The 17329-nt window shown below is 72.3% G+C and carries 13 protein-coding genes; 12 read left to right on the forward strand and 1 reads right to left on the reverse strand.

Translation table 11 applies throughout. The features are described 5' to 3' along the window. Nucleotides 1–21: 21 nt before the first annotated feature. Nucleotides 22–1101, forward strand: coding sequence for a histidinol-phosphate transaminase (gene hisC / locus ACSMTC_RS19850; RefSeq protein WP_436561043.1), 1080 nt, complete (start codon nt 22–24; stop codon nt 1099–1101). Nucleotides 1102–1235: 134 nt separating this feature from the next. After that, complete coding sequence (locus ACSMTC_RS19855) at nt 1236–2549, forward strand: TrpB-like pyridoxal phosphate-dependent enzyme (RefSeq protein ID WP_436561044.1); 1314 nt, start codon at nt 1236–1238, stop codon at nt 2547–2549. A gap of 747 nt (nt 2550–3296) precedes the next feature. Here the strand turns inward: ACSMTC_RS19855 and ACSMTC_RS19860 are convergent. Next, nucleotides 3297–3587: a hypothetical protein gene (locus ACSMTC_RS19860; RefSeq protein WP_436561045.1), complete on the reverse strand. Its 291-nt coding sequence runs from the start codon at nt 3585–3587 to the stop codon at nt 3297–3299. Between ACSMTC_RS19860 and ACSMTC_RS19865 the strand changes: the two genes are divergently transcribed. From ACSMTC_RS19865 to cydD, 10 genes are all read left to right on the forward strand, one after another. Continuing rightward, complete coding sequence (locus ACSMTC_RS19865) at nt 3579–3854, forward strand: hypothetical protein (RefSeq protein ID WP_436561046.1); 276 nt, start codon at nt 3579–3581, stop codon at nt 3852–3854. The two genes, ACSMTC_RS19860 and ACSMTC_RS19865, sit on opposite strands and share 9 nt — an antisense overlap. A 345-nt stretch (nt 3855–4199) precedes the next feature. After that, a complete protein-coding gene (locus tag ACSMTC_RS19870) occupies nt 4200–5600 on the forward strand; it encodes an efflux RND transporter periplasmic adaptor subunit (protein ID WP_436561047.1) in 1401 nt (466 codons plus the stop codon). Continuing rightward, nucleotides 5597–6421, forward strand: a complete 825-nt coding sequence (locus ACSMTC_RS19875; RefSeq protein WP_436561048.1) for an ABC transporter ATP-binding protein — start codon at nt 5597–5599, stop codon at nt 6419–6421. Before ACSMTC_RS19870 ends, ACSMTC_RS19875 begins: the two co-directional genes overlap by 4 nt. After that, nucleotides 6418–7620 carry an ABC transporter permease gene (locus tag ACSMTC_RS19880; RefSeq protein WP_436561049.1) on the forward strand — a complete coding sequence of 401 codons (1203 nt, stop codon included), beginning with the start codon at nt 6418–6420 and terminating at the stop codon, nt 7618–7620. Before ACSMTC_RS19875 ends, ACSMTC_RS19880 begins: the two co-directional genes overlap by 4 nt. A 32-nt stretch (nt 7621–7652) precedes the next feature. Next, the gene (locus ACSMTC_RS19885) at nt 7653–8276 is read left to right on the forward strand and encodes a hypothetical protein (protein WP_436561050.1); all 624 of its coding nucleotides are present in this window, start codon (nt 7653–7655) and stop codon (nt 8274–8276) included. Nucleotides 8277–8573: 297 nt separating this feature from the next. Further along, complete coding sequence (locus ACSMTC_RS19890; RefSeq protein WP_436561051.1) at nt 8574–9266, forward strand: response regulator transcription factor; 693 nt, start codon at nt 8574–8576, stop codon at nt 9264–9266. A 25-nt stretch (nt 9267–9291) separates the two neighbouring features. Further along, nucleotides 9292–10857 (forward strand): sensor histidine kinase, encoded by a 1566-nt coding sequence (locus ACSMTC_RS19895; protein ID WP_436561052.1) that lies wholly within the window; start codon nt 9292–9294, stop codon nt 10855–10857. Between the two features lie 326 nt (nt 10858–11183). Continuing rightward, nucleotides 11184–12746, forward strand: coding sequence for a cytochrome ubiquinol oxidase subunit I (locus ACSMTC_RS19900; RefSeq protein WP_436561053.1), 1563 nt, complete (start codon nt 11184–11186; stop codon nt 12744–12746). Between the two features lie 26 nt (nt 12747–12772). After that, nucleotides 12773–13786 (forward strand): cytochrome d ubiquinol oxidase subunit II, encoded by a 1014-nt coding sequence (gene cydB, locus ACSMTC_RS19905; protein ID WP_436561054.1) that lies wholly within the window; start codon nt 12773–12775, stop codon nt 13784–13786. 31 nt (nt 13787–13817) lie between these two features. Next, a complete protein-coding gene (cydD, locus tag ACSMTC_RS19910; RefSeq protein WP_436561055.1) occupies nt 13818–17324 on the forward strand; it encodes a thiol reductant ABC exporter subunit CydD in 3507 nt (1168 codons plus the stop codon). The last annotated feature ends 5 nt before the right edge of the window (nt 17325–17329 follow it).

Genomic DNA, 17329 nt, shown 5'->3' on the forward strand with positions numbered 1-17329 from the left:
GATGAGCAGAAGGAGAGCACCGTGAGCGAGACGGCAGCGCAGGGGCCCCGGCTGAGGCCGGCCCTGGACGCCATCCCGACCTACAAGCCCGGCAAGCCCGCCGGAGCCGACTCGTACAAGCTGTCCTCCAACGAGAACCCCTACGACCCGCTGCCGGGCGTTCTGGAGGCCGCCGTGACCGCGGCGGGCTCGCTGAACCGCTACCCCGACATGGCGGTCACCGAGCTCACCGCCGAACTGTCCGCCCGCTTCGGCGTGCCCGTCGAGCACATCGCCACCGGCACCGGTTCGGTCGGCGTCGCCCAGTCCCTGGTGCTCTCCACCGCGGGCCCCGGCGACGAGGTCATGTTCGCCTGGCGCTCCTTCGAGGCGTACCCGATCATCACCCAGGTCGCCGGTGCCACCCCGGTCGCCGTCCCGCTCACCGCCGACGAGGCGCACGACCTGGACGCGATGCTCGCCGCGATCACCGACCGCACCCGGCTGATCTTCGTCTGCAACCCCAACAACCCCACCGGCGTGGTGATCCACCGTGCCGAGCTGGAGCGGTTCCTGGACGCCGTCCCCAGCGACATCCTGGTCGTCATCGACGAGGCGTACATCGAGTTCATCCGGGACGGGCAGGTGCCCAACGGCATCGACCTCTACCGCGACCGCCCCAACGTCTGCGTGCTGCGCACCTTCTCCAAGGCGTACGGCCTGGCGGGCCTGCGGGTCGGCTTCGCCGTCGCGCACGAGCCGGTGGCCGACGCACTGCGCAAGACCGCCGTGCCGTTCGGTGTCAGCCGGATCGCCCAGGACGCGGCCATCGCCTCGCTGCGCTCCGAGGAAGCCCTGCTGGAGCGGGTCGAGGCCCTGGTCCAGGAGCGCACGCGGGTCGCCGAGGGCCTTGCCGAGCAGGGCTGGACGATCGAGGACTCCCAGGCCAACTTCGTCTGGCTGCGCCTGGGTGAGCGCACCCTGGACTTCGCCGCCGCCTGCGCCGAGGCCGGCGTCGTGGTCCGCCCCTTCCCGGGCGAGGGCGTCCGCGTCACCATCGGCGAGACCGAGGGCAACACGATATTCCTCGCCACCGCCGCCGCCTTCCGCAAGGAGCTCTGACCTCCGGCGGCAGCGGTCGACAGGGGCACGGCGCACAGCGCGCCGTGCCCCTGCGGCTTCCGGCGGGTGGTGTGAGGCGCGGGGCCGGGTGGAAGGAGCAGTGCCGTAGCGCTCCCGCGACAGAGAGCAGTGCGATGACTACGCTCAAGTACCTGCTGCCCGAGGACCGGATCCCCACCACCTGGTGCAACGTGCTGCCCGATCTGCCCTCTCCGGTGCCGCCGTTGCTGCACCCGGGGACCAGGGAGCCGGTGACCGGGGAGGACCTGGCGCCGCTCTTCCCGGCCGAGGTGATCGCCCAGGAGCTCGGCACCGCGCGGGAGGTGGACATCCCGGGAGCGGTGCTGGACGTCTACCGGCAGTGGCGGCCCTCCCCGCTGGTGCGGGCCCGCCGGCTGGAGAGGTCGCTGGACACCCCGGCGCGGCTGTACTTCAAGTACGAGGGCGTCAGCCCGACCGGCAGCCACAAGCCCAACACGGCCGTCCCGCAGGCGTACTACAACCGGCGGGCGGGGGTGCGGCGGCTGGTCACCGAGACCGGTGCCGGGCAGTGGGGCAGTTCGCTGGCGCTGGCCTGCTCGTACTTCGGCCTCGACTGCGAGGTCTTCATGGTGCGGGTCAGCTACGACCAGAAGCCCTACCGGCGCGGGCTGATGGAGACCTTCGGGGCCTCGGTGCACCCGAGCCCCAGCCCGCGCACGGCGGCCGGCCGGGCGGCGCTCGCGGCCGATCCCGAGGCCACCGGCAGCCTGGGCCTGGCCATCTCGGAGGCGGTCGAGGCGGTCGCGACCGGCGACGGCACGGCCAAGTACGCGCTCGGCTCGGTGCTCAACCACGTCCTGCTGCACCAGACGGTGATCGGCCAGGAGGCGCGGCTCCAGTTCCAACTCGCCGACGACCGGCCGGACATCGTGATCGGCGCGGCGGGCGGAGGCTCCAACTTCGGCGGACTGCTGCTGCCCTTCCTGCGAGAGCACCCCGCCCTCGGCGGCCGGGGCCCCGCGGTACGGGCGATCGCGGTCGAGCCGGCGTCCTGCCCCTCGCTCACCCGGGGCCGGTACGAGTACGACTTCGGCGACAGCGCCGGGCTCACCCCGCTGGCGCTGATGCACACCCTGGGGCACGACTTCGTGCCACCGGGCATCCACGCGGGCGGCCTGCGCTACCACGGCATGTCGCCGGTGATCAGCCATCTCAGGGAGCTCGGGCTGGTCGAGGCGCGGGCCGTGCCGCAGACCGCCTGCTTCGAGGCGGGCGTGCGGTTCGCGCGCAGCGAGGGGATCGTGCCCGCCCCCGAGTCCTGCCATGCCGTCCGGGTGGCCCTCGACGAGGCACTGGCCTGCCGGGAGAGCGGGGAGGCGAAGACCATCGTGTTCTCGCTCTCGGGGCACGCGCACTTCGACATGCAGGCCTACATGGACTACTTCGCGGGCACGTTGACCGACTGAACCTTCACCGGGCGGGAGGGGGCGCCCCCGTGCCCCAGCCTCCGGGGAAGCCGGAGAAGAGCACAGAAGCGTCGACCGGCGAAAAGTCTCAGAGTGTCCTGGTGGCGCACCGTAGTCAAGTGAACGCCGAGCGTGTCGGATTGCGTGTACCGTGTCCGCCGAAGCGGGTCGCCCCGGCAGAAAAGGGGCGAGCCCGGCAGGTGTTAGGGCACCGGGCCGGGCTCTTCATCCAACGAGTGGCAAGGACCACTGAGGATGCTCAGGAATGTTAGCGCGCCCTCGCGCGATTACACGCGGATCGACAACAAGCATGTCTGGGACGACGATCTCTCGGACTCGGCTTTCCGGTTGCTGGTGCGGTCGTTGGCGCTGCCGCCCTCGCGGGCTCGTGGGACGACGGTCACCGAGCTGGCGGCCGGGCTGCCCTGTGGTCGGGTCACGGCGGACCAGGCACGCCGTCAGCTGTCCAAGCGCGGGTTGCTGCACTGCGTGCGGCGGCGCAGCGCCACCGGGCAGGTGCGGACGGAGTCGCTGATCTCCAGCGTGCCGCTCGCCGACGCCGAAGCGGCACGGCTGTTCGCCGGACACTTCGCAGCGGACCGCCCGGATGCCGGAGAACCGGCTCCCGGCGAGGCCGTCATGCGGGGATCCGGCACCGCCCTCCCAAAGGGAGAAAGACTGGTTAAGGGGAATACCCCCCTCCCGGTCCCGGCCGAATCGGTGCGACCGGAACCGGAGGCACAGCCATCACAGCCACAGCCACAGCCACAGCCGGACCCAGACCCGGAGCCGGACCCAGAGCCGGACCCAGAGCCAGACCCAGCGCCGGAGCCAGGGCCAGCGCCGAGCCCGGGGGCGCCGTCGGAGCCGGAGGTCGGCCGGGCGGAGCCGGCCCTGCTCGCGGAGGCCGAGCGGGTCCTGCTGTCGCTGCGGCGCATCGACCCGAGACTTGTGCTCGGGGCGGCCGAGGTGCGGCGGCTGCTGCCGCTGGCCGCCGAGTGGCTGGCCAGAGGGGTGGCTCCGGTCGCCATGCAGCATGCGCTCAGCTCCGGGCTGCCGGAACCGGTCAAGTGCGCGTCGGCCCTGGTGCGTTACCGCCTGCGCGACAAGATGCCCGCAGTCGTGCGGATTGCCGCGCTGACGGCCTGTGAGGGCTGCGACCTGGCGTTCCGTCCGGTCAGCGGCGAGGTGCAGTGCGGGAGTTGCAGACAGCGACGTGCGGCCGCGGCCGCTCCCGCACGGGCGGACGATGCCGGCGAAAGGATCGGCTGGCGCGAACGGATGGCCAAGCTCGCGCGAGGTTGACGCGTGTCCTTCCGTCGGACCGGCGGGAGGTCGGCGGCGCTCGTCACGAGGCAGGTCCGTGGGGAGGGATGGAACGGCCCGGGTGTCCACGGACCGTTGCGGCGGCTGGTCATCCGAAGGGCCAGGTCACCCGTCTCGCGTTCGCCCGGAAGCCCCCGGCCAGATCAGAAAGCGGAACGGAAGTGCTGGGAACTCCCTGGGAGTTCGATCAACCACTGCCCAGCGGGAGGCGGAGCATGGACCGCCAGCGGCCCGGTGTGCGGTGGATTGTCCGGATTGCTGGCGTCAGCTCCCTCCCAGGCCGGGCCCAGGACTTGGCAAGAGCGCCACGTCACGCTGGCATCCATGAAGGTGCTCCCGCGACGGCGTGGTGCCGTCCTCGTCAACTCCGCGCTCGCCGTGGTCCTGCTGGGCGGCGCCGCACTGGCGTACGCCACCCTGGACGGCGGTACCAGCTCGGCCGCGGGCCAGACGCAGAGCCGTACCGCCACGGTGGCCAAGGGCACCGTGCTGGCCACGGTCTCCGGCTCCGGCACGCTCTCCTCACCCGGCGACGCCGGCCAGGACTTCGCCACAGGCGGCAAGGTGACCGCGGTCAAGGTGGCGGTCGGCGACACGGTGAAGAAGGGCCAGCTGCTCGCCACCGTGGACACCACCCAGGCGCTTCAGCAGGTCACCGCGGCCGAGTCCGCGCTGACCGCCGCCCAGGCCGGCCTCACCAAGGCGCAGGCCGGCGAGACCACCACCACCCAGGCCCCGGCCACCAGTGGCAGTGGCAGCGGCAGCGGCAGCGGCAGCGGTCGCGGCGGTGCGACGCCCGCCCCCAAGGAGACCACCGTCACCACCACCAAGGTGGACGCCGCTCAGGTCGCCCAGGCCGAGCAGCAGGTGACCACGGCCGAGGCCGGGCTCGCCAACGCCAAGGCGGCGCTCGCGGGCACCAGCCTGGTCGCCTCGGAGGACGGCACGGTGGCCTCCATCGAGGGCAAGGTCGGCGACACCGTCTCCGGCAGCTCGAACTCCTCCTCCGCCGGCTCGGGCGGCAGCTCGGGTGGCGCCAAGTCCAGTGGCAGCGGCTCGGGTTCGGGTACGACGACCACGCCCACCGGCTTCATCGTGCTCACCAACCCGACCGGGATGCAGGTCTCTGCGGCCTTCTCCGAGCTCGACTCGCTGAAGCTGAAGAAGGGCCAGGCCGCCACCGTCACTCTGAACGCGCAGTCCGACACCCAGCTCAAGGCGACCGTGCTGTCGGTGAGTTCGCTCCCGGTCAGCTCGGGCAGCGGCAGTGCGGGCGGCTCCTCGGGCGCGGTCCAGTACGGCGTGGTGCTGCAGATCGACGGTGACACCAGCTCGCTGCGGACCGGTCTCAGCGCCACCGTCTCGGTGGTCACCGGCGAGGCCGACAACGCGCTCTCGGTCCCGACCGCCGCGCTCTCGGGCACCGGTACCAGCCGGACCGCGACCGTGGTGCACGACGACGGCTCCACCGAGCGGGTCGACGTCACGGTCGGGGTCGAGGGCGACACCACGGTCCAGGTGGTGTCCGGGCTGACCGAGGGCGAGCACGTCCAGCTCACCTCGACCACCGCGGGCACCGGAAACGGCTTCCCCGGCGGCTCCTTCCCGGGCCTGGGCGGCGGCGCCGGAGGCTTCGGCGGCGGTGGTGCCGGCGGCGGCGGGTTCGGCGGCGGTGGTGCCGGCGGCCGCGGCGGCAACGGCGGTGGCGGGGGCGGTCGCGGATGACGCTCAGCCAGACCGCGGCGCAGTGGGAGGCCCGGGACCGGGCCGCTCAGCAGCCGCCGGTGATCCAGATCCGGAACCTCACCAAGGCGTACGGCCACGGGGACGCGACCGTGCACGCCCTGTGCGGCCCGTTCGCGCCCGGCGGCGATGAACCCCAGGGCGTCAGCCTCGACATCGAGCAGGGCGACTACGTGGCGGTGATGGGCAGTTCGGGCTCCGGAAAGTCCACGCTGATGAACATCCTGGGCTGCCTGGACGTCCCGACCTCCGGCCGCTACCTGCTGGACGGCGTCGACGTCGGCCACCTGGACGAGCAGCAGCTCTCGCTGGTCCGCAACCGCAAGATCGGGTTCATCTTCCAGTCCTTCAACCTGGTCCCCCGCACCACCGCGCTCGCCCAGGTCGAACTCCCGCTGGCGTACGCCGGTGTGCGTGCCGCCGAGCGCAGGCGCCGGGCGCTCGCGGCACTCTCGCTGGTCGGTCTGCTGGAGCGCGCCGGGCACAAGCCCAACGAGCTCTCCGGCGGGCAGCAGCAGCGCGTGGCGGTCGCCCGCGCGCTGGTCACCGCCCCCGCGATGCTGCTCGCCGACGAGCCCACCGGAAACCTGGACAGCCGCTCCACCAAGGAGGTGCTGGCGATCATCGACGGCCTCAACGCCACCGGCCGCACCGTCGTACTGATCACCCACGAGGACGAGGTCGCCGAGCACGCCAAGCGGGTGCTGCGCCTGGTCGACGGGCAGATCGTCTCGGACGTCCGGCAGGCCCCGGTGGACGGACCGCCGCCCGCGCTGCGCGAACCCGCGGGAGCCCGCCCGTGATCGTCTGGCAGATGCTCCGCTTCGCCCTCGGCGGACTGGCCGCCAACAAGGTCAGATCCGCACTCACCATGCTCGGGGTGCTGATCGGTGTGGCCTCGGTGATCCTGCTGCTGGCGGTCGGCAACGGCTCCTCGCAGGCCGTCAAGAACTCCATCACCTCGCTCGGCACCAACTCGCTCACCGTCTCCTCGATGAACGCGCGCGGCAGCGGCACCGCCGCCAAGAAGCTCACGGTGGAGGACGCCAAGGCGCTGGCCGCCGCCACCGACGCGCCCTCGATCAAGTCGGTCGCCCCGGTGGTCACCGCCACCGCCACCGCGCTGTACGGGAACATCTCGTACACCCCGGGCTCGATCGTCGGCACCTACCCGGCGTACTTCGAGACCTCCAACCAGAAGGTGGCGCACGGCGACTACTTCAGCAACGACGACGTGCTGAACTCCCGCAAGGTCGCGGTGATCGGTTCCACCACCGCCACCCAGCTGTTCGCCGACGAGGACCCGGTCGGCAAGCGGATCGTGGTCGGCGGCACCCCGTTCACCGTGGTCGGCGTGCTCGCCACCAAGGGCAGCACCGGGTTCAACGACCCGGACGACGTGGTGATCGCGCCGCTGCCCACCGTGCAGAACGCCTTCACCGGCTTCGGCGCGGTCAGCCAGATCCTGGTGCAGGCCTCCTCGGCCGACGCCACCACCGCCGCACAGAGCGACATCACCCGGATCCTGATGGGCACCCACGGCATCAAGGACCCGAGCAAGGCGGACTTCCGGATCAGCAACCAGGCCTCGCTGCTGACCGCCAGGGAGAGCACCACCAAGACCTTCACCGTGCTGCTGGGCGCGGTCGCCGCGATCTCGCTGCTGGTCGGCGGGATCGGGATCACCAACATCATGCTGGTCACCGTCACCGAGCGGACCAGGGAGATCGGCATCCGCAAGGCGCTCGGCGCCCCGAAGGCGGTCATCCTGGGGCAGTTCCTCACCGAGTCCACCCTGCTCTCGGTGCTCGGCGCCGGGCTCGGGGTGCTGGCCGGCCTCATCGGCTCGCGGTTCAGCATCGTCGGCATCAAGCCGGTGGTCATCCCCGAGTCCGTGCTCGGTGCCTTCGGCATCGCGGTGGCCATCGGCCTGTTCTTCGGCAGCTACCCCGCCAACCGGGCCGCCTCGCTGCGTCCGATCGACGCCCTCCGCCACGAGTAGACCCCTGCCAGACGAGAAGAAGAAGGCCCTCCATGACCTCCGCACACGAGCCGCCCGCGCAGCCCGTACCACCGGCCGACCCCGCCGGGCACGTCGAACTGCTGGCCACCGCGCCGGACACCCGCGACATCAGCGCCGAACTCGCCGCACCACCGCGCCGCAAGCTGCCCTGGCTCACGCTGGCCCTGGCCGGCGCTGCGATCGCCGTGTTCTCCTTCGCGGGCGGCGTCTGGTACGAGCAGGGCAACGGGAAGAGCGGCACCACCCAGCAGGCCGGCCAGCGCGGGCCGGGTTTCGGCGGCGGTGGCCAGGGCGGTTACGGCCAGGGCGGCGGTGGCCGCCGGGCGGGTGGCCAGGGCGGTCCGGGCGGCGCGGGCTTCACCCGGGGCACGGTCAAGTCCGTGGACGGCAGCACCGTCTACCTCACCGACGCCAGTGGCAACACCGTCAAGGTCACCACCGGCGACAGCACCAAGGTCCAGCTCAGCAAGGAGGGCAAGGTCTCCGACCTCCAGCCCGGCCAGAGCGTGACCGTGATGGGCACTCCCGACTCCTCCGGCGGCTACGCGGCCACCCAGCTCACCGAGGGAGCCGGCGGGTTCGGCGGCGGTGGCGGCGGTGGCTTCCCCGGAGCCCGCAGCTCGTCCAACGGCTGACCCCCGGACGCTGGACGAACCCGGGCCCGGCCGATTCCCCCTCGGCCGGGCCCGATGCATGGCCGTGGCCGCTCGGCCGGGCCATGCGCCGGGGCCGTCCAGGATGGTTGATGTACGTCTAATCCAGTCCTCATCAACCGCGCGTAGCCTCCCCGGGCTATCGTCCAACAAGGATGCATCGTCCGACCGGGAGGCGGAACAGCAGTGCAAGGGACAGTGTCGACAGCCGGCGGTACCGCCACAGCGGGGGTTCCCGCACGCCAGGCAGGCTCTGCCAGCGAACCGTTCCTGCTGGTGGTGGACGACGAACCGAACATCCGGGAGCTGCTCTCGGCGAGCCTGCGCTTCTCCGGTTTCCGGGTGGCCTCCGCCGCGAGTGGCGAGGAGGCGCTGGAGGCCGTCGCCGCCGAGCGGCCGGACCTGGTGGTGCTCGATGTGATGCTGCCCGACCTGGACGGCTTCACCGTGGTCCAGCGGCTGCGCGAGCAGGCCCAGTGGCCGCAGTCCGGCGAGCACGTCCCCGTGCTCTTCCTCACCGCCAAGGACGGCACCGGCGACAAGGTCCAGGGCCTGGCCGCCGGCGCGGACGACTACGTCACCAAGCCGTTCAGCCTGGAGGAGCTGATCGCCCGGATCCGCGCCATCCTGCGCCGGGCCGGCGGCCCCGCCGAGGACGGCCGGCTGGTGGTCGGCGACCTCACCCTCGACCCGCTCGCCCACGAGGTCAGCCGGGGCGACCGCATGGTCTCGCTGTCGCCGACCGAGTTCAAGCTGCTGCACTACCTGATGGCCAACGTCGGCCGGGTGGTCTCCAAGGCCCAGATCCTCGACCACGTCTGGGCGTACGACTTCGGCGGCGACCTCTCCATCGTCGAGTCGTACATCTCCTACCTGCGCCGCAAGCTCGACTCCGGGCCCGCCCACGGCCCCAAGCTGATCCACACCGTGCGCGGCATCGGCTACGCCCTGCGCCGCCCGCCCCAGCACTGAACCCGTGCGCCGCGTCCGCCCGTCCATGAGGCTCCCGAGGCTGTCCAGACCGTTCCGCTCCCGCCGGCCGTTCCGCTCCCGCTGGCCGTTCCGCTCCCGGCGGCTGTCCCGCCTCGCCCGGGTGCTCCGCCTCTCCCGGCTGTCCCTGCGGACGCGGCTGCTGGTGCTCGCGGTACTGCTGGTGGCCACGGGGCTGGTGGTGAGCGACACCGTCGTCCTCGGGACGGTCCGGGTCCAACTGGCCGACCGGGCCGACCAGCAGCTGCTCCGCTTCGCCGAGCCGCTCTCGCACCGCACCCCGGGCGGCTACCACCAGAACAGCCCGAGCCCGAACCTGCGACGGGCAGGCCAGTTCCTGCCCAGCCAGTACGTGGTGCAGTACCTGACCGCCGACGGCACGGCCCAGCAGACCATGCGGCAGCCGATCGCCGACACCGATCCGGCTCCCGATCTGGGTAAGTTGACGGATCGTCAACTCCACCAGCACGCGGGCGACCTGACCGGGTTCGACCTTCCCGACCAGACCGGCCAGGGGCGCTGGCGGGTGGTCGTGCTCCCGTTCGTCCACTCCGGCGGCAACCAGTTCGTCGCCCCCGCCTACCTGCTGGTGGCGGTCTCGATGGACGACGTGGACGCCACGGTGGCCAAGCTGCGCGCGTCCTTCTGGGCCATCGGCGGCGCCGTCCTGGTGCTGATCGCCGCACTCGGAGCGGTGGCCGTACGGGCCGGGCTGCGACCGCTCGCCCGGATCGAGCAGGACGCCGAACTGATCGCCGCCGGCCGGCTCTCGCACCGCATGCCCGAACTCCCGCCCGGCACCGAGGTCGGGCGGCTCTCCGCGACCCTCAACGGGATGCTCACCCAGATCGAGGCCGCGTTCGCCGCCCGGGCCGAGTCCGAGGCCAGGATGCGCCGCTTCGTCGCCGACGCCTCGCACGAGCTGCGCACCCCGCTCGCGGGCGTCCGGGGCTTCGCCGAGCTGTACCGGATGGGCGCGCTGTCCGACGTGGACCGGGCGATGGACCGGATCGAGAGCGAGGCCGTCCGGATGAGCGGTCTGGTCGAGGACCTGCTCACGCTCGCCCGCCTCGACGAGGAGCGCCCGCTCGACCTGGCCCCGATGGACCTGCGCACGCTGGCCGCCGACGCCCTGCACGACCTGACCGCGCTCGACCCGGGCCGCCCGGTCGCCCTCACCGGGCCCCAGGGCAGCGGTGCCCCGCAGCCCGCCCCCGTGCTCGGTGACGAGGCCAGGCTGCGGCAGGTGGTGACCAACCTGGTCGGCAACGCGGTCAAGCACACCCCGTCGGGCACCGCCGTCCGGATCGGGGTCGGCACCACCGAGGACGGCCGCTGCCTGCTGGAAGTGGCCGACTCGGGCCCCGGTCTGACCGAGGAGCAGGCCGCCCAGGTCTTCGAGCGCTTCTATCGCGTCGACGCCTCCCGCAGCCGCCAGGAGGGCGGCGGCGCCGGCCTCGGCCTCGCCATCGCCACCGCCCTGGTCCAGGCCCACGGCGGCACCCTCAGCCTCTCCACCGTTCCGGGCGAGGGAGCGGCCTTCCGCGTCCACATTCCCGCCCAGCCGCACTGAGTCAGGGCCTTTCGGCCCCTTGTACCGGGCGGGTCTCCCGCGCCCACGGGGAGCCCGGCCGCTGTCGGGCTGTCAAGCTCCCGAGTGGCGAAGAAGCCCCTCCCAATCCGTCCCGGTGCTTCTTGTCGCAGGTCACGGCCTCGTCGGATCATCCGGTTGAACCGTCCGACCCCCACCCCGCCGTCCGCACTGTCGTAAGCATGGTGGATACTGCCCTTGTGAACGTGTTCACGTTCACAAGCGGACAAGCTTGTGTCGATTGATCACGCTCTCCCCCCGGGGGAGTCGTTTGTCCGAAATGCGGGGAGCGACCAGAGAGAGGCGCCGTGGAACTTGCAGTCGCCCACGAGACCATAGCGAGATGGCAGTTCGGGGTCACCACCGTCTACCACTTCCTGTTCGTGCCACTGACGATCAGCCTCGCCGCCACCGTGGCGGGCCTGGAGACCGCCTGGGTGCGGACCGGCAAGGAGAAGTACTTCCATGCCACCAAGTTCTGGGGAAAGCTCTTCCTGATCAACATCGCCATGGGCGTGGTGACCGGGATCGTGCAGGAGTTCCAGTTCGGCATGAACTGGTCGGACTACTCGCGCTTCGTCGGTGACGTCTTCGGCGCACCGCTCGCGATGGAGGCGCTGATCGCCTTCTTCTTCGAGTCCACCTTCATCGGCCTGTGGATCTTCGGCTGGGACAAGCTGCCGAAGAAGATCCACTGCGCCTGCATCTGGATGGTGTCGATCGGCACCGTGCTCTCCGCGTACTTCATCCTGGCCGCCAACTCCTGGATGCAGCACCCGGTCGGCTACGCGATCGACAAGGCCACCGGCAAGGCGCGGCTGACCGACATCACCAAGGTGCTGTTCCAGGACACCACCCTGGTCGTGGTCTTCCACACCCTCACCGCCGCCTTCCTGACCGGCGCCGCCTTCATGGTCGGCATCGCCTCGTTCCACCTGGTCCGGGCCAGAAGGGCCGCCGCGTCGGGAGAGGTCCGCACGGAGGCCGACCGCAAGAAGGTCGCCACCATGCGGACCTCGCTGCGTGTCGGCCTGGCCATGGCCGTGGTGGCGGGTCTCGGCACCGCGATCAGCGGTGACAGCCTGGCCAAGGTGATGTTCGAGCAGCAGCCGATGAAGATGGCCGCCGCCGAGGCGCTCTGGGACACCCAGTCGCCCGCCCCGTTCTCGGTCTTCGCGGTCGGCGACGTCACCAAGGGCCACAACTCGGTGGCGCTGGAGGTCCCGGCGGCGCTCTCCTTCCTGGCCAAGAGCGACTTCAGCTCGGCCGTCCCCGGCATCAACGACACCGCCGCCGCCGAGGCGGCCAAGTACGGCGGCAAGCCCACCGACTACATCCCGAACGTCTTCGTGACGTACTGGGGCTTCCGCCTCATGATCGGCTTCGGGATGACCTCCTTCGTGGCCGGCCTGGTCGGGCTCTGGACCACCCGGAGAAGATTCATGCTCGCCCCCGAGTTCCACACCGCCGAGGACGAGGTGCCCCGGCTGATGCTCACACGGACCCGCGAGATGGGCCCGTTCCTCACCAAGTGGAGCTGGCGGATCGGCATCTGGACCATGGGCTTCCCGCTGATCGCCAACAGTTTCGGCTGGGTCTTCACCGAGATGGGCCGCCAGCCCTGGGCCGTCTTCGGCCTGATGACCACCGCCGACGCCGTCTCGCCCAACGTCGGCGTCGCCACCCAGGTCGGCGCGCTGACCACCTTCACCCTGCTCTACGCCGTGCTCGCGGTGATCGAGGTGCGGCTGCTCGTCAAGTACGCCTCGGCCGGTCCGGTCACCTCGGAACAGCCGCCCGCCAAGGACCCGACGCTCCGTGGCCCGTCCTCGGACGAGGACGCCGACAAGCCCCTTGCCTTCGCCTACTGAGACCCTGATCACCGAGGGACAGTGACATGCAACTCCACGACGTCTGGTTCGTCCTCATCGCGGTCCTGTGGATCGGCTACTTCTTCCTCGAAGGCTTCGACTTCGGCATCGGCGTGCTCACCAAGCTGCTCGCCAGGAACACCGCCGAACGCCGGGTCCTGATCAACACCATCGGCCCGGTCTGGGACGGCAACGAGGTCTGGCTGCTCACCGCCGGCGGTGCCACCTTCGCGGCCTTCCCCGACTGGTACGCCACCCTGTTCAGCGGCTTCTACCTGCCGCTGCTGGTGATCCTGGTCTGCCTGATCATCCGGGGCGTGGCCTTCGAGTACCGGGCCAAGCGCAGTGACGAGCGCTGGCAGCGCAACTGGGAGCACGCCATCTTCTGGACCTCCCTGCTGCCCGCCTTCCTGTGGGGCGTGGCCTTCGCCAACATCGTGCACGGCGTGGCGATCGACGCGCACAAGAACTACGTGGGCGGCGTCCTCGACCTGCTCAACCCGTACGCGCTGCTCGGCGGGCTGGTCACCCTGGTGCTGTTCACCTTCCACGGCGCGGTGTTCGCCTCGCTCAAGACGGTCGGCGAGATCCGCGACCGGTCCAGGGCGATGGCCCTGCGGCTGGGGCTGGCCACCGCCGTGCTGGCGCTGGGCTTCCTGGTCTGGACCCAGGTCCACCAGGGCACCGGCTGGAGCCTGGCCGCGCTTCTCGTCGCGGTGCTGGCACTCGTCGCCTCGCTGGCGGCCAACCAACTGGGCCGCGAGGGGTGGGCGTTCACCTTCTCGGGGCTGACCATCGTGGCGGCGGTCGCGATGCTCTTCCTGTCGCTCTTCCCGGACGTCATGCCCTCGACGCTGAACGGCAGTTGGTCGCTGACGGTCGAGAACGCCGCCTCCTCGCCCTACACCCTCAAGCTGATGACCGTCATCGCGGCGGTGTTCACCCCGCTGGTGCTGCTCTACCAGGCCTGGACGTACTGGGTGTTCCGCAAGCGGATCGGCGTCCAGCACATCCCGGCCGCCCACACCGCCGGCCACTGACCCGTCCGCGTACGTACCGAAGGAGCCGACCATGAAGCCCGTGGACCCCCGGCTCCTCAGGTACGCCCGCACCACCCGCGCCTTCCTCGCCGGATCGGTGGTCCTCGGCGGGGTGGGCGCGGCGCTGGTGGTGGCCCAGGCCTCGCTGATCGCCGAGATCGTGGTCCGGGCCTTCCAGCGGCACTCCCACGACCTCACCACCCCGCTGCTCTGGCTGGTCGCCACCGCGGTCGGCCGGGCGGTGGTCGCCTGGCTGACCGAGCTGACCGCACACCGCTCGGTCGCCACGGTGAAGTCCACCCTGCGGCAGCGGCTGCTCGACCACGCCACCGCCCTCGGCCCCGCCTACCTCGCCGGCCGCCGGACCGGTGAGCTCACCACGCTGGCCACCCGGGGAATCGACGCCCTGGACGACTACTTCGCCCGCTACCTGCCGCAGCTGGCCCTCGCCGTGGTCGTCCCGGCGGTGGTGCTGGCCCGGATCCTCGGCGCCGACTGGACCTCCGCCGCGATCATCGCGGGCACCCTGCCGCTCATCCCGCTCTTCATGGTGCTGATCGGCTGGGCCACCCAGTCCCGGATGGACCGGCAGTGGGCCTCGCTCTCCCGGCTCTCGCACCACTTCCTGGACGTGGTCGAGGGCCTTCCCACCCTCAAGGTCTTCAACCGGGCCAAGGCCCAGGCCCGCACCATCGCCAGGATCACCGACGACTACCGCAAGGCGACGCTGAAGACCCTGCGGATCGCCTTCATCTCCTCCTTCGCCCTGGAACTGCTCTCCACCCTGTCGGTCGCCCTGGTCGCCGTCTCGATCGGCTTCCGGCTGGTGGACGGCAGCCTCGGCCTGGAGACCGGGCTGCTGGTCCTGATCCTGGCGCCCGAGGTGTACTTCCCGATCCGGCAGGTCGGCGCGCTCTACCACTCCAGCGTCGAGGGGCTCACCGCCGCCGGCCAGATCTTCGAGGTACTGGAGACCCCGCTGCCCGCCCGGGGAGCGATCCCCGCGCCGCCGCTGGCCGGTGCGGTGATCTCGGTCGAGGGGGTCGGCGTCACCCACCCCGGCCGGAGCACCCCCGCGCTGTCCGGCCTCTCGCTGACCCTCCGGCCGGGGAGCACCACCGCGCTCACCGGCCCGAGCGGCGCGGGCAAGAGCACCCTGCTCTCCGTCCTGCTCGGCTTCACCCGGCCCGACTCGGGCCGGATCCTGGTCGACGGGCGGGACCTCGCCGACCTCGACCCGGAGAGCTGGCGCGGCCAGATCGCCTGGGTGCCGCAGCACCCCCACCTGTTCGCCGGGACCATCGCCGAGAACGTCCGGCTCGCCCGCCCCGACGCCACCGACGACCAGGTCCGCGCCGCCCTCGCCGCCGCCCACGCCGGCGACTTCGCCGCCCCGGACACCGTCCTCGGCGAGGGCGGGGCCGGCCTCTCGGCCGGCCAGCGCCAGCGCATCGCGCTCGCCCGTGCCCTGCTCACCGACCGCCCCCTGGTGCTGCTGGACGAACCCACCGCCAACCTGGACGGCGCCAGCGAGGCCGCCATCGTCGAGGCGGTCCGCGCCCTGCGTGGCCGCACCGTCCTCCTGGTCGCCCACCGCCCGGCGCTGCTCGCCACCGCCGACCACCGCCACCACCTCACCGCTCCGGAGCCGGTGCACGACGGCGGCCTTCCGCCCCGTACGGTTCCCCGGGGCTCCACGGGTGCGCTCCCCGCCGGTGAGAGCGAGACCTCCGCCCGTGAGAGCGAGCCACCCGCCCGCGAGAGCGAGCCACCCGCCCGTGAGGCTTCGGCAGTCCCGCCGGAAGCGCCCGCGGGGCCCCGACTGGCGCCGGCCGTCCTCCTGGGCTCCCTCGCCCTGGGCTGCGCCGTGGCCCTGATGGCCACCTCCGGCTGGCTGATCTCGTACGCCTCCGAGATGCCCCCGGTGCTGTACCTGATGATGGCCGTGACCTCCGTCCGGGCCTTCGGCATCGGCCGCAGCGTCTTCCGCTACGCCGAGCGCCTGGTCTCCCACGACGCCGTGCTGGGGGCCCTCGGCGGTGTCCGCGCCGCCGTCTACCGCCGGCTCGAACGGCTCGCCCCGGCCGCCCTGCCCGCGTTCCGCCGCGGCGACCTGCTCTCCCGCCTGGTCTCCGACGTGGACGCGGTCCAGGACCACCACCTGCGCTGGCGCCTGCCCGCCGCGGTGGCGCTGCTGGTCTCACTCGGCTCCGCCGCCGCCCTGGCCGCCTTCCTCCCGCTCGCGGGTGCCCTGCTGGCCCTCGGCCTGCTGCTCGCGGGGGCCGTCGTCCCCGCCCTCGCGATTCGCCTCTCGGGCCGTAGCGAGCGCCAACAGTCGCCCGCCCGGGGCGAGTTGGCGGTATCGGTGGTCGACACCCTCACCGGCACCGCCGAGCTGGCCGTCGCGGGGGCGCTCCCCGCCCGTCTCGCGGCCACCCGCACCACCGACCGCCGGCTGACCGCCCTCGCGGCCCGCTCCGCCGCCGTCGGCGGCATCTCGGCGGGGCTGACCGCCCTGGTCACCGGGCTGACCGTGGCCGCGAGCGCGGCCGCCGGGGTCCACGGGGTCAGCACCGGCACGCTTCCGGGGGTGTGCCTGGCGCTGGTGGTGCTCACCCCGCTCGCCGCCTTCGAGGCGGTGGCGGGCATGTCCACCGCCGTCCGGTTCCGTGAGCGCAGCCGGGCCGCGACGGCCCGGCTCACCGAGGTGCTGGCGGCCGAGCCGCCGGTCGCCGAGCCGGCCGCACCGGCCGTCCCGCCCGCCGACCCGTTCCCGGTCACCGTCCGCGGCCTGACCGCCCGCTGGCCGGGCCAGGCCGAGGACGCGCTGCACGGTATCGACCTCGACCTCACCCCGGGCCGCCGGATCGCCGTGGTCGGCCCGTCCGGCTCCGGCAAGACCACCCTCGCCCAGGTGCTGCTCCGCTTCCTCGACCAGCGCTCGGGCTCCGTCACCCTCGGCGGCCGTCCACAGCCTGTGGACACCCGTACGCTCGACTCGGACGACGTCCGCCGCACCATGGGCCTCTGCGCCCAGGACGCCCACGTCTTCGACAGCTCGCTGCGCGAGAACCTCCGCCTCGCCAGGACCGACGCCACCGAGGAGCAGCTCCGGGCCGCCCTCGCCGCCGCCCGCCTGCTGGACTGGGTGGACGGCCTCCCCGAGGGCCTGGACACCATGGTGGGCGAGCACGGCGCCCGGCTCTCCGGCGGCCAGCGCCAGCGCCTGGCGCTCGCCCGCGCGCTGCTCGCCGACTTCCCCGTACTGATCCTGGACGAGCCGGCCGAGCACCTGGACCTGCCCACCGCCGACGCCCTCACCGCCGACCTGCTCGCCGCCACCGAGGGCCGGACCACCCTGCTGATCACCCACCGGCTGGCCGGGCTGGACGACCGCACGGTGGACGAGGTGATCGTCCTGGACGGCGGCCGGATCGTGGAGCGTGGCCGCTTCGGTGAGCTCGCCGACGACCCGGACAGCCTGCTCGGCGAGCTCCACCGGCGCGAGCGGCGGGCCGACACGCTGCTGGCCGCCTGAGCGGC

The sequence above is a fragment of the Kitasatospora sp. HPM-01-4 genome, assembly GCF_051374625.1.
Classification (GTDB): domain Bacteria; phylum Actinomycetota; class Actinomycetes; order Streptomycetales; family Streptomycetaceae; genus Kitasatospora.

Excerpts from the sequence above, each read along its gene's own strand:
- ACSMTC_RS19855 (WP_436561044.1), top strand. The coding sequence starts at position 1,236 with ATGACTACGCTCAAGTACCTGCTGCCCGAGGACCGGATCCCCACCACC.
- ACSMTC_RS19865 (WP_436561046.1), top strand. The coding sequence starts at position 3,579 with ATGCAGCATGCGCTCAGCTCCGGGCTGCCGGAACCGGTCAAGTGCGCG.
- ACSMTC_RS19860 (WP_436561045.1), bottom strand. The coding sequence starts at position 3,587 with ATGCTGCATGGCGACCGGAGCCACCCCTCTGGCCAGCCACTCGGCGGC.
- ACSMTC_RS19870 (WP_436561047.1), top strand. The coding sequence starts at position 4,200 with ATGAAGGTGCTCCCGCGACGGCGTGGTGCCGTCCTCGTCAACTCCGCG.
- ACSMTC_RS19875 (WP_436561048.1), top strand. The coding sequence starts at position 5,597 with ATGACGCTCAGCCAGACCGCGGCGCAGTGGGAGGCCCGGGACCGGGCC.
- ACSMTC_RS19885 (WP_436561050.1), top strand. The coding sequence starts at position 7,653 with ATGACCTCCGCACACGAGCCGCCCGCGCAGCCCGTACCACCGGCCGAC.
- ACSMTC_RS19895 (WP_436561052.1), top strand. The coding sequence starts at position 9,292 with ATGAGGCTCCCGAGGCTGTCCAGACCGTTCCGCTCCCGCCGGCCGTTC.
- cydB (WP_436561054.1), top strand. The coding sequence starts at position 12,773 with ATGCAACTCCACGACGTCTGGTTCGTCCTCATCGCGGTCCTGTGGATC.
- cydD (WP_436561055.1), top strand. The coding sequence starts at position 13,818 with ATGAAGCCCGTGGACCCCCGGCTCCTCAGGTACGCCCGCACCACCCGC.